The organism is Curtobacterium sp. ME26, assembly GCF_903970945.1.
Lineage (GTDB): Bacteria > Actinomycetota > Actinomycetes > Actinomycetales > Microbacteriaceae > Curtobacterium > Curtobacterium citri.
In genome coordinates this window covers 1-11,599 of record NZ_CAJCKG010000071.1, presented here as the reverse complement: position 1 = coordinate 11,599, position 11,599 = coordinate 1, and the positions used below count along the sequence as shown (strand labels likewise).

The following is an 11,599-nucleotide window of genomic DNA, read 5'->3' as shown; positions in this document are numbered from 1 at the left end:
GTCGTGCGCGCGCGTGCCGCTGCTGCTCGCCGCGCGGTTTGACGACTGCCGCCGCGCCGCACGGACCCACCACCCGCCGGACGGGAGGCGCGTGGTGCGGCCGCCACGCGCCTCCCGTCCGTGCCGTACCGACCCTTCCGTGCACCGTCCGGATCGGCGCGTGGTTGCGGGTTTCCGTACGACGCGTGGCGGGGCCGCAACGCACCTCGCGCCGCATTGACCGACGGTGGCGGTGCGGACGAAGGTGGGAACGCCCAGGGAACGGTGTACCCCCGTTCCGGACGGCCGCCGAGGTCACTGCCTCGCCGCCGGAACCCCCTCGTCCCGCCGTCGCCCACCCAGCGACGGGCACCCCGGGACCCTGCCAGCGCCGCCTGAACCCGACAGGAGCACCATGACCACCACCGTCCGGCCCCGCGAACCCCGCGTCTCGGTCGTCATCCCCGCCCGGAACGAGGCGCGGAACCTCGAGATCATCCTGCCGATGCTGCCCGCCGTGCACGAGGTGATCCTCGTCGACGGCAACTCGGTCGACGACACCATCGCCACCGCCCAGCGGCTCATGCCCGGCATCACCGTCGTCCAGCAGACCCGCAAGGGCAAGGGCAACGCCCTGGCCTGCGGGTTCGAGGCGGTCACCGGCGACGTCGTCGTCATGTTCGACGCCGACTGCTCCGCCGACGCCGCCGAGATCCCCCGCTTCGTCGACGCGCTCGTCGCCGGGGCGGACGTCGCCAAGGGCACGCGCTACGCGCCCGGCGGCGGCAGCGACGACATCACCGTGATCCGGGGCCTCGGCAACAAGGGGCTCAACATGATCTCGAACCTGCTGCTCCGCGCGAAGTACACCGACCTCTGCTACGGCTACAACGCCTTCTGGGCGGACACGCTGCCGACGGTCGGCCTGCTGTCCTCGACGCTCCCGCAGCCGACCGACGGGTCCATGCGCTGGGGCGACGGCTTCGAGATCGAGACGATCCTGACCTGCCGCTGGTCGGCGGCCGGGTTCCGCATCACCGAGGTGCCGAGCCACGAGAAGCTCCGCGTGCACGGCACGAGCAACCTCAACGCCGTGAGAGACGGCATCCGCGTCCTGACGTCGATCATGCACGAGCGTCGTCGTGCCCGCGAGGTGGCCGCCCGCGCCCGCCTCGCACCGACCCCGGTGCGGGCCCGTCCCGTGGTCGAGCCCGTCGCCGTCCTCGACGAGGAAGCCGCCGCGTGACGCGCCCCACGGTCGCGGTCGTCATCTGCGCGTACACCCAGCGGCGCTGGGGCGACCTGCAGGCCGCCGTCGAGTCGGCGAAGCGGCAGCCCGAGGCGACCGAGGTGATCGTCGTCATCGACCACGAGCCGGAGCTCCTGCTCCGCGCCGCGGCCCGGTGGCCCGAGCTCCAGGTCGTCCCGAACGCCGAGGACCGCGGGCTCTCGGGCGCGCGCAACACCGGCGTGGCGCTCGCCGCGTCGGACGTCGTCGCGTTCCTCGACGACGACGCCGCGGCCGACCCCGACTGGCTGGTGCACCTCGTCGAGGCGCTCGACCTGCCGGACGTCGTCGGCGTCGGTGGTCGTGCGACCCCCTCGTGGCCGGACACCACCGGTGCCGGACCGTACCCGGACGAACTGCTCTGGATCGTCGGGTGCAGCTACGCCGGGCTGCCGACGGCTGCCGGTGACGTGCGCAACGTCATCGGGTCGAGCATGGCCTTCCGCCGTGACGTCCTGCTCGCCGCCGGGGGCTTCCGCTCCGGGATCGGCCGGGTCGGCAACCAGCCGCTCGGGTGCGAGGAGACGGAACTCTGCATCCGGATCGCCCAGATGCGGCCCGAGGCGCGCATCCGGTACGAACCGCGGTCGAACGTGTCGCACCGCGTCTCGCCCGACCGGGTCACCATGCGGTACCTCCGTCGACGCAGCTACTACGAGGGCATCTCGAAGGCCGTGCTGAGCCGCCGGGTCGGTGCGAAGGACTCGCTCTCGAGCGAGGGCACGTACCTGACCCGGGTGCTGCCCGGCGCGCTCCTGCGGGAGCTCGGAGCGCTCGGACGGGGCGGGGGCGTGCGCGCCCTGGCGATCGTGACGAGCGTCGTGGCGACGGTCCTCGGGTACGCCGTCGGGCGGACCCTCGGGACGGTCGTCGTGCGCACGCCGGCGGCGGCCCCGGCCCCGGAGCGCGTCACGGCCTGACCCCTGCTGGCCCTGCGACAGCGGCCCCGGCTCCCCACTCGGGTGCCGGGGCCGCTGTCGTTTCCGGGGCCGCTGTCGTGTCCGGGGTCGGCGTTCTCGTGTCCGGGTCCGTCGTCGTCGTGTTCGGGTGCGGCGTCTCGTGGCGCGACGTGCCGCTGCACGACCGGAGGCACCTCGCGCCGCGTGATCACGTGGTGCGAGGTGCCTCCGGTTGTGCGGTGCCCGCCCGGCGAGCGTGCGAGGCCGGCCTGCACACCGGCACCGGCACCGGCACCGGCGCGCGGGCGCCGACGGTGTGGCGCCTGCGCGCCGGTCGGGTCAGGCGGTGCGGCCGCGTGCGGCCCGGAGCCGCTGGACGAACCACGGCATGCAGGCGACGACGCCGACGATCCGCACGACGTTCCACGGCAGGTCCTGCGGCGCCAGCAGCGACGCGGCGGCCAGGACCACGGCGGGGACGACGACGAGGAACACGCGACGACCGGGGCCGCGCCACTCGCGACGGTCCGGCAGCGCTGCCTGCTGCAGCACGGCCAGCAGCGCGTACGCGACGACGGTCGCCAGCGCCGCGCCGGCGATGCCGAGCGGCGGGACGAGGAGCAGGTTGGCCCCGATGTTCGCGACGGCCGCGACGGCCGCGATGACCCCGACCGCGACACCGCGGCGCTCGACGATCAGCAGACGACCGGTCGCGCCGCTCGCGACGACCGGGAACGCGGTGAGCGCGACGACGAACACGACGACGGTGAGCTGCTCGACACGGTACGACGCGGGCGCGAGGATCGGCAGCGCCACGGGGGAGACGAGGGTCACGGCGAGCAGGACCGGCGCGAGCAGCAGGTAGAGCTCGTCACGTGCGTGCATCGCCAGGCGGCGACGGGCGACCGCGTCGCGGAGCGCGGCGAAGTGCGGCGCCCACGCGCTGTTCGTGAACGTCAGGAGCAGGATGACCGCCGATCCGACGACGTAGGCGATCTGGTAGCGGGCCACCTCCTCCGGGCCCAGCAGCCGCTGCACGATGATGCGGTCACCGGCGTTGAGGACGAAGTACGACAGGTTGCCGAGCGCGATCGGCACGCCGAGCCGGAACGCGCGGGCGGTGACCGCGCGGTCCAGCAGCCCGCCGAGGCGGGGCCGGACGGCGGCGAGCCCGATCACCATCGCCGTGCCCTGGGCGACGACCCCGCCCCAGGCGTAGGTGGTCGCGTCGGCGTGCACGAGGACCAGCAGGCCGAGGCCGATGATCGAGCCGCCGACCGAGGACAGCAGGCTCGTGACGGCGAAGACGCGGATGCGGTCCTGCGCGACGAGCAGGGCGAGGGACATCTGCACGAGGGCGGCGGGCAGCGTCCACAGCACGGCGACCAGGAGCAGCGGGTGCTCACCGACGAAGCCGGCGGCGTCGCCCCAGACCGGGATCGTCCCGAGCGCGACGAGCGTGACGACGGTCGCGAGGACCGCACCGACGGAGACGAGGCCCCGCGCGGCGCGTTCGTCGCCGTCCTCGGCCCGCTGGAGCACCGCGGCCTGGTCGAGGCCCGCGACGGCGAGCACGCCGAGTGCCTGGTAGAGGGCGATCGCCGAGGCGAGCACACCGAACTCCGACTGCGGCAGCAGGTGCGCGAGGACGGGGGAGACGAGCGAGCTGACGACGAGCTGCATCGACCAGATGACGACGTAGAGCATGCCGCGCCCGAACAGGACCGACGCGCCGCGCTGGACGGCGGTGCTGCCGGTCGACGTGCCCGGTCCGTCCGAGGTCGGCTCGGCGGGGACGGCGGTCGTCCCGGTCTCCGGTGCTCCGCTCACGGGGCGGTGACCTCCGTGCGACGCTGACCGCGCAACCCGACCGCCGCGTCGACGAGGTCGAGCAGGTCCGAGCTCCGCTCCGTGGAGAACTTGCGGGCGAAGACCTGGGGCAGCTCGTCGCCGGCACCGGTCCAACGGTCCAGCAGCCGTCCCGCGTCCGCCGTGGTCAACCACGGCGGGCTCTTCATCCGCGTCCCGTCCCAGCCGATGTACCACGGCGAGTGCTCGACGTGCTCGTCGGCGAACCCGGGCACCAGGGCGGGGGAGTTGAGGATCGACGGCACGAGCGACTCGTCCGCGATCCACGCGCGCCGCCAGAACCGGACGAGGTCCGGACGTGCATCGACGACGTCGAGTACAGCCTGTGCGTGCTCGCGGCTGATGAGCTTCATCTGCGACCCGCCGGTCAGGACGACGTCCCGCGGCAGTCGGCGCGGCACCGGCAGGCGCAGCATGTGCTTCCGCCAGGCCCAGTGCCGGTAGCGGAAGCGCGACCACCCGCCACCACGCCAGTCGGGGTGCGGCAGGGGGTGCGTGATGAGGAAGGACCGTCCGCGGTGCGCCTCGAGCAGCGCACGGATCTCGTCCGGGGTCGCCAGCGGGTAGTCGCTCCCCGTGAGGACGGCGACGTGGGTGGCGTCCGTCTGCGCGAGCGCGGCACGGTAGCCGGCGATCTCGGCGGCCGCGTTCTCCCACCGCGCCCATCCGGTGCGCTGCCGGTCGAGCAGCCGGACACGGGACGGCAGTCCCTCGGTCATGGCACCGTGCACGTCGTCCGGGGTGCGGACGTCGCAGTGCAGGAACACCGGGAAGGGGTCCAGTGCCTCGACGAGCCGGCGGACCTGCACCGGGTCCTCGTGGGCGAGGACGACGCAGGCGGGAGCCGCGGTGGGGATGGCCATGGACGCGACGCTAACCGCGCCGTTCCGGGCCGGACAAGGCGGCCCGGGGGTGGCTGCGGGGATGCGGCGGTTTCCCGCACGCTCCCCACCGCGACGGTGTCAGCGACGGCGGCGGAACCGCGGGCAGTCGCAGAGGGCGCAGTCGGATCCGGGACGGTAGTGCTCGTGCGCCTCCTGCTGGTGGCCGCACACGCAGGTCGTGGTGTCGGTGTCGGTGCCCGGCAGCATGCGTCCTCCTCGTGCCCGGCGCGCGGTCGCCGGATCGCCCCTCGATCCTAGGGGGACGACCGACCGGGCGGCGGGAGGATCAGCGGGTCGGGAACCGGCCGGACTCCACGTCACGCCACCGTCGCCGACTCCGCACCCACGCGGCCGGACCCGCCGGGAACCCTCGGAACTCGTGGTAGGCCAGCGACCGCGGCACCGGGACCACGGCGACGGGCGCCGCGGCAGCAGCAGCGCCGGCTGCGTCGTCGGTCCCGCGACCGCGTCGGAGGGTGGCCACGACGCCGCGGACCTTCCGGCCCGCGGCGAGCGGGACGAGGCGTGCGAGGACGGCGAGGTGCCGCCGGTCCCGTGCGACGAGCGCGCAGAGCAGCGCCGTGTAGCCGACGCCGTTGCCGCGGAGCTGCGCGTGCAGGGCCTCGACGGTGCGGCGGTGCCGGTGGGGCACGACCGCCGTGGGTTCGAAGCCGACCCGCCCGCCGCGCCACAGCGTCTCGACGAACATCGCGAGGTCCTCGCCGCCGCGTGCGGGGGAGCCGGCACCGAGGGTGGTGTCGAACCCGCCCACGACCTCGAGCAGCTCGCGCCGGAACGCCATGTTGGCCCCGGCGCCGTACGCCCCGATGCCGTAGACCGGGAAGCGGCCGCGCACGCTGCCGTCGGGGCGCACGGCGGCGACCTGCGCGTGCCGCATCGTCCCCGGGACGTCGTCGGGCACGATCGTCACCGGGTCGAAGGTGCGCTCGCCGCTGAACCCGCCGTAGTACGCCTCGTACCAGACCTGCGCGGGCGTCGCGAGCTCGGTCGGCAGGATCACGCCGCTCACCGCGTCGAGCCCGGGTTCGGTGGCGAAGCGCTCGCCGAGGGCACGGAGCCACCCCGCGTCGACCTGCACGTCGTCGTCGGTGAAGGCGACGACGTCGCCGTGGGAGGCGGCCACGCCGGCGTTCCGTCCGGCGGACAGCCCGGGCCGCCGTTCCGTGACGAGCCGGACGTCCCGCCCCGCGAGCACGGCGGGCAGCGGGTCGTCGGCGGGCACGCGGACGCGGTTGTCGACCACGACGACCTCGTGCCGGGGGTAGTCGAGGTGCTCGAGCACGTCGAGCAGCCGACCGAGGTCCTCGACCCGGTCGACGACGGTCGAGACCACGACCGAGATCGACGGCAGTGCGTCGTCCGGCACCACGCGGGGCGTCCGGTGCGGTGCGCCCGCGGTGCCGACGAGGGGGGCGAGGAGGCGTGCGGCGTCGGCCGGGTCGGCGGTGAGTGCCACGTCGGCCGTGCAGACGGGGTGGCCGGCGCGGTACCCGACGACCAGGGCGGACGACCCGGCATCGTCGGCGACGAGCTCGGGCAGCGGCGCGTCGAGGTCGACCCGGACGACCCGACGGGGCCCGGGCAGGGCGACGGCGGCGGTGGTGGTGGCCATGGTCGGGGACGCTACGGCCCCCGGGGCTGCCGGACAACGTCGGCGGTCGACGGAGGCGGGGACGGTGCGGAACCCCGCAGCGCCGCCCCCACCGCGGGCGGGCACACGGGTGGGTGCGGGAGCGTGCGCACGAGCTCGTGCAGGAGCGAGGCCGAGTGAGCGCTCACCAGGGGAAAGGCGTCCGCGGTGCCGTGGTCACGAGCCGGTCACGACTTCGCGGCGACCGGTTGCGGAGCCGTCGCGAGCGGGCGTAGCTTCCTCCACCAGCAGGCAGCGTCGCCTGCTCCAGGCGGTCGCCGTCCGCGTGCGGACGGCGTCCTCCCTGGTGATCTCGATGAGGAGACAACGCTGTGAACACAACCCGCACCAAGGTGCGCCTCGCCTCCGTCGCCGGGCTCGCCGCCGTCGGCCTCGTGCTGACCGGTTGCTCGGCCGGCGGTGCCGCGAACACGGACGACGCGAAGAGCGGTCAGGACAGCCGCGGTCCGATCACCTACGTCCAGGGCAAGGACAACTCGAACGTCGTGCGACCGCTGATCGAGAAGTGGAACGCCGCCCACCCGGACGAGAAGGTCACGTTCAAGGAGCAGTCCGACCAGGCCGACCAGCAGCACGACGACCTCGTGCAGCACTTCCAGGCCAAGGACGAGAACTACGACGTGGTCGACGTCGACGTCGTCTGGACCGCCGAGTTCGCCGCGAAGAGCTGGCTCACCCCGCTGACCGGCTCGATGGCGATCGACACCTCGAAGCTCCTGCCGTCCACCGTGAAGACGGCGACCTACAACGACACGCTCTACGCGGCGCCGCAGACCTCCGACGGCGGACTCCTCTACTACCGCAAGGACCTCGTCAAGACGCCCCCGACGACGTGGGACGAGATGATGCAGGACTGCGACATCGCGAAGCAAGCCGGCATCGGCTGCTACGCGGGGCAGTTCGCGAAGTACGAGGGCCTCACGGTGAACGCCTCCGAGGCCATCAACGGCGGCGGTGGCTCGATCCTCGGCAAGGACGGCGCACCCGACGTCGACACCACGGCCGCGAAGGCCGGTCTGCAGAACCTCGTCGACGCGTTCAAGGACGGCAACATCCCCGCCGAGGCGATCACCTACCAGGAGGAGCAGGGCCGCACCGCGTTCGAGGACGGCAAGCTGCTGTTCCTGCGCAACTGGCCGTACGTCTACAACCTCGCCAAGACCGACGGTTCGTCGAAGGTCAAGGACACGTTCGGGATCGCTCCGCTGCCCGGCAAGGACGGTGTCGGTGCCTCGACCCTCGGCGGGCACAACGCGGCGATCAGCGTGTACTCGAAGCACAAGGCGACGGCGCACGACTTCCTCGAGTTCCTGATCTCGAACGACACGCAGAAGTTCTTCGCGACCCAGGGCTCGCTCGCCCCGGTCGTCGGCGACCTCTACACCGACTCCGAGCTCACGAGCAAGCTGCCGTACCTGCCGACGCTCCTGAAGTCGATCGAGTCGGCCGAGCCGCGTCCGGTCACGCCGTTCTACCCGGCCGTGACGAAGGCGATCCAGGACAACAGCTACGCCGCGCTGAAGGGCTCGAAGAGCGTCGACGAAGCGGTGAAGGACATGCAGGCGGCCCTGCAGTCGGCCACCAGCAGCGGCAACTAGTCGCGACCACGTGCCGGACTGGAGGCGCGGGACCGTCTCGCCCCGCGCCTCCCGTCCGCCCCTTCCTGCGTCCCGACACCCGCCCGAGGAGGCCGTCGAAGTGTCAGCAGCAACCGAGATCCCCGCAGCGATCCCGAACCCCACCGGCACGGAGCCGAAGCGCCGCCGCGGCGGCCTGAACGCCGAGCACGGCCGCTGGGCCGTGTACCTGATCGGCCCGACGATCGTGCTCCTCGCCGTCGTCATCGGCTACCCCGTCGTCAGCGCCGTCGTCCAGTCGTTCCAGCTCGACCAGGGCCTCGACAAGGCGACCGGCCTGTTCGTGCAGGGCGGCTTCGCCGGCATCACGAACTACGTGCACTGGCTCGGCCAGCAGTGCGGCACCACCACCTGCCCGCCCGGCAGCCTCGGCTCGCAGTTCTGGGTGTCGATGGGCAACACGTTCTTCTTCACGGTCGTGACCGTCGCCCTCGAGACCGTCATCGGCGTCTGGATGGCGATCATCATGAACCGCGACTTCAAGGGTCGCGCCCTCGTCCGTGCCGCGATCCTCGTGCCGTGGGCCATCCCCACCGCCGTCACCGCGAAGCTCTGGTACTTCATCTTCGACGCGAACGGCGTGCTCAACCACGTGCTCGGCCGGCAGGTCCTCTGGACGAGCGGCGAGTGGGCCTCCCGCTGGGCGGTCATCATCGCGGACACCTGGAAGACGACGCCGTTCATGGCGTTGCTCATCCTGGCGGGCCTGCAGCTCATCCCCGACGAGGTCTACGAGGCGGCGAAGATGGACGGTGCATCGACGATGCAGCGGTTCTGGAACATCACGCTGCCGCTCGTGAAGCCCGCGCTCATGGTCGCCGTGCTCTTCCGTGTGCTCGACGCCCTGCGCATGTACGACCTGCCGGCGATCCTGACGGGCGGCGGCGGTGGCTCCGGCAACGCGACCACCACGCTGTCGATCCTCGTCGTCGACCAGATCCGGCAGGGGTTCAACTCCGCGTCGGCCCTCTCCACCATCACGTTCCTGGTGATCTTCGTCGTCGCGTTCGTCTTCGTCCGGTTCCTCGGCGCGAACGTCGTGCAGACCCAGGCCGCCCAGCAGAAGGGTGAGCTCAAGTGACCATCGCAGCCGACCGTCCCCGAGCGGTCCCGAACCCCCGTGAGCGGGTCGGTGAGCGCACCGACGTCCGTGTCCAGCGGCACACCGGGCAGAAGTTCCGCACCGCGATCCAGGCCGTGGTCATCGCGGTGTGGTGCCTGCTGCCGTTCTACTGGATGGTCGTCACGAGCTTCCGCGACGTCGGCTTCACCTTCGACGCCACGCCGTGGCCGACGCACGTCACGCTCGACAACTACACGACGGCGTTCTCGACCGCCCTCGGCAACCACCTCGGCCGGGCGCTGCTCAACAGCCTGCTCATCGGCGGGGTCGTGACGGTCATCGCGCTGCTCGTCGGCACGAGCGCCGCGTACGCGCTGGCCCGGCTCGAGTTCCGGGGGAAGTCGCTCATCGCGGGCGCCATCCTGGCCGCGTCGATGTTCCCGGGCGTCGCGCTCATCTCGCCGCTGTTCCAGCTCTTCACGGACATCGGGTGGATGGGCACGTACCAGGCGCTCATCCTGCCGAGCATCTCGTTCGTGCTGCCGCTGACGGTCTACACGCTCGCGAGCTTCTTCCGCGAGATGCCGTGGGACCTCGAGGAGGCCGCCCGCATCGACGGGTGCACCCGGATCCAGGCGTTCCGGCGGATCATCATGCCGCTGGCCGCCCCGGCCGTGTTCACCACCGCGATCCTCGCGTTCATCTCGAGCTGGAACGAGTACCTCATCTCCTCCCAGCTGTCCTCGGACGCCACCCAGCCGGTCACCGTCGCCATCGCATCGTTCGCCGGGTCGCAGCCGCACCAGGAGCCGTACACCGCGGTGATGGCGGCGGGCACGATCGTCACGATCCCGCTCGTCGTCCTCGTGCTCGTGTTCCAGCGGCGGATCGTGGCGGGCCTCACCGCCGGCGGCGTGAAGGGCTGAGTCACGTGGCCCAGCGCGCACCGCGGCGGCCGACCGCGCGGATCGAGGAGGCGATCGGCTTCGCCGGCACCTTCGGGCTCCTGTTCCTCGGCGTGACGGTGGCGTGCGAGGTCACCGGTCGGCCGGCGCTCGGGTGGGCGCTGGTGCTGCTCGTCTGCGTCGTCGCGGTGGTGGCGCTCGACCGGTGGCGGGTGATCGTGCTCCGGCGGCACGCCGCGGCGACCGGCGTGGTCGACGGCATCGGGGCGGCGGGGCCCGCGCCGGGTCGGGTCGTCCCGCGGGCCGTGGGCGGACCCGGGGACGGACGCGGTGCGACCCCGACGGGCCGTCCTGCGGAGGTACGGCGCGACGGCGACGTCGCCGGCGCGTAGGGTCGCCCGCATGGAGGTCGCCAAGCTCGAGCACGCCTGCCAGGTCGTCACCGCGGACGACGCCCGCCTCGTCCTCGACCCGGGCGGCTTCACCCGTCCGGTCGACGTGACCGGGGTCGTCGCCGTGGTCGTCACGCACGCACACCCCGACCACGTCACGCCCGAGCAGGTGCGGGGGATCCTCGACCGGAACCCCGCCGCGGTCGTGCTCGGGCCGGCGGGCGTCGCCGACGCGCTGGGCGCGGCCGGCATCCCGGTGGACGTCGTCACCGACGGCGACCACCGCACCGTCGGGCCGTTCGCGCTCGACTTCCACGGCACGCGCCACAACGTCATCCACGCGTCCGTGCCGGTCGTCGACAACACCGGTGTGCTCGTGGACGGCCGGTTGTTCCACCCGGGCGACGCGTACACGGTCCCCGGTGTCCCGGTCGAGGTCCTGGCCGCTCCCGTCGGTGCCCCGTGGTTGAAGGTGGGGGAGATGATGGACTGGATCGCCGCCGTCGCGCCCCGTCGTGCCTTCCCGGTCCACGAGGCGACGCTCTCCGAGGTCGGCCTCGGGATGCACATCGACCGCCAGCGCGAGGCCCTCGGTGAGGGGGAGCTCGTGGTGCTCCGGCCCGGCGAGACGCTCGCGCTCTGAGGCGGCACACCCGGGCGACACGCTTCGTTTTGGCAGCGCGGCACTGCTGTGCCATACTTATCGGGTTGTCGGAACGGCCCCATCGTATAGCGGCCTAGTACGTCGCCCTCTCACGGCGGTAACGCGGGTTCGAATCCCGCTGGGGTCACCACAGGTGGCTTGCCTCCGAGTCCGACAACACGTGTGCTCCGTCCGCGGAGACCACGGCCCCATCGTATAGCGGCCTAGTACGTCGCCCTCTCACGGCGGTAACGCGGGTTCGAATCCCGCTGGGGTCACACACGACACGAACCCCCGTCGAGCAGGTCGGAAGCGCGTCCGGTCAGGAACGAGTGATACTAGCCTGACATACTGTGCGTGGGACCGAC

Annotated in this window: 11 protein-coding genes and 2 tRNA genes; 9 read left to right on the top strand and 4 right to left on the bottom strand. The window is 72.6% G+C overall.

Going from position 1 to position 11,599, the window contains the following annotated elements; translation table 11 throughout:
• The first annotated feature begins 394 nt into the window (after positions 1-394).
• Together H7A69_RS16225 and H7A69_RS16220 are read left to right on the top strand one after the other, a co-directional pair.
• Positions 395-1,225, top strand: a complete 831-nt coding sequence (locus H7A69_RS16225) for a glycosyltransferase family 2 protein (protein ID WP_182047995.1) — start codon at positions 395-397, stop codon at positions 1,223-1,225.
• The gene (locus H7A69_RS16220; RefSeq protein ID WP_182047994.1) at positions 1,222-2,187 is read left to right on the top strand and encodes a glycosyltransferase family 2 protein; all 966 of its coding nucleotides are present in this window, start codon (positions 1,222-1,224) and stop codon (positions 2,185-2,187) included. Before H7A69_RS16225 ends, H7A69_RS16220 begins: the two co-directional genes overlap by 4 nt.
• Before the next feature lie 318 nt (positions 2,188-2,505).
• On the opposite strand, the gene H7A69_RS16215 is transcribed toward H7A69_RS16220, so the two are convergent.
• The 4 genes from H7A69_RS16215 to H7A69_RS16205 form a co-directional block, all read right to left on the bottom strand.
• Positions 2,506-3,996 (bottom strand): lipopolysaccharide biosynthesis protein, encoded by a 1,491-nt coding sequence (locus tag H7A69_RS16215; protein ID WP_182047993.1) that lies wholly within the window; start codon positions 3,994-3,996, stop codon positions 2,506-2,508.
• Positions 3,993-4,898, bottom strand: a complete 906-nt coding sequence (locus H7A69_RS16210; RefSeq protein ID WP_182047992.1) for a beta-1,6-N-acetylglucosaminyltransferase — start codon at positions 4,896-4,898, stop codon at positions 3,993-3,995. Before H7A69_RS16210 ends, H7A69_RS16215 begins: the two co-directional genes overlap by 4 nt.
• Before the next feature lie 99 nt (positions 4,899-4,997).
• Complete coding sequence (locus H7A69_RS17565; protein ID WP_259346275.1) at positions 4,998-5,126, bottom strand: hypothetical protein; 129 nt, start codon at positions 5,124-5,126, stop codon at positions 4,998-5,000.
• Positions 5,127-5,205: 79 nt separating this feature from the next.
• Positions 5,206-6,552, bottom strand: coding sequence for a glycosyltransferase (locus H7A69_RS16205; protein ID WP_182047991.1), 1,347 nt, complete (start codon positions 6,550-6,552; stop codon positions 5,206-5,208).
• Between the two features lie 350 nt (positions 6,553-6,902).
• Between H7A69_RS16205 and H7A69_RS16200 the strand changes: the two genes are divergently transcribed.
• The 7 genes from H7A69_RS16200 to H7A69_RS16170 all read left to right on the top strand — a co-directional run bounded on the left by H7A69_RS16200 (position 6,903) and on the right by H7A69_RS16170 (position 11,509).
• Positions 6,903-8,189, top strand: a complete 1,287-nt coding sequence (locus tag H7A69_RS16200) for an ABC transporter substrate-binding protein (RefSeq protein WP_411266590.1) — start codon at positions 6,903-6,905, stop codon at positions 8,187-8,189.
• Between the two features lie 130 nt (positions 8,190-8,319).
• Positions 8,320-9,309, top strand: a complete 990-nt coding sequence (locus H7A69_RS16195) for a carbohydrate ABC transporter permease (protein ID WP_259346276.1) — start codon at positions 8,320-8,322, stop codon at positions 9,307-9,309.
• 2 nt (positions 9,310-9,311) lie between these two features.
• Positions 9,312-10,217: a carbohydrate ABC transporter permease gene (locus H7A69_RS16190; protein WP_411469375.1), complete on the top strand. Its 906-nt coding sequence runs from the start codon at positions 9,312-9,314 to the stop codon at positions 10,215-10,217.
• A gap of 5 nt (positions 10,218-10,222) precedes the next feature.
• Positions 10,223-10,588 carry a hypothetical protein gene (locus H7A69_RS16185; protein ID WP_182047988.1) on the top strand — a complete coding sequence of 122 codons (366 nt, stop codon included), beginning with the start codon at positions 10,223-10,225 and terminating at the stop codon, positions 10,586-10,588.
• Between the two features lie 10 nt (positions 10,589-10,598).
• On the top strand, positions 10,599-11,231 hold the full coding sequence (locus H7A69_RS16180) for an MBL fold metallo-hydrolase (protein WP_182047987.1): 633 nt from the start codon (positions 10,599-10,601) through the stop codon (positions 11,229-11,231).
• A gap of 75 nt (positions 11,232-11,306) precedes the next feature.
• Positions 11,307-11,382 (top strand) — tRNA-Glu (locus tag H7A69_RS16175).
• Positions 11,383-11,436: 54 nt separating this feature from the next.
• A tRNA-Glu gene (locus H7A69_RS16170) sits at positions 11,437-11,509 on the top strand.
• Positions 11,510-11,599: the final 90 nt, after the last annotated feature.

Coding starts and splice junctions, on each gene's coding strand:
- H7A69_RS16225 (WP_182047995.1), top strand. CDS start 395: ATGACCACCACCGTCCGGCCCCGCGAACCCCGCGTCTCGGTCGTCATC.
- H7A69_RS16210 (WP_182047992.1), bottom strand. CDS start 4,898: ATGGCCATCCCCACCGCGGCTCCCGCCTGCGTCGTCCTCGCCCACGAG.
- H7A69_RS17565 (WP_259346275.1), bottom strand. CDS start 5,126: ATGCTGCCGGGCACCGACACCGACACCACGACCTGCGTGTGCGGCCAC.
- H7A69_RS16205 (WP_182047991.1), bottom strand. CDS start 6,552: ATGGCCACCACCACCGCCGCCGTCGCCCTGCCCGGGCCCCGTCGGGTC.
- H7A69_RS16180 (WP_182047987.1), top strand. CDS start 10,599: ATGGAGGTCGCCAAGCTCGAGCACGCCTGCCAGGTCGTCACCGCGGAC.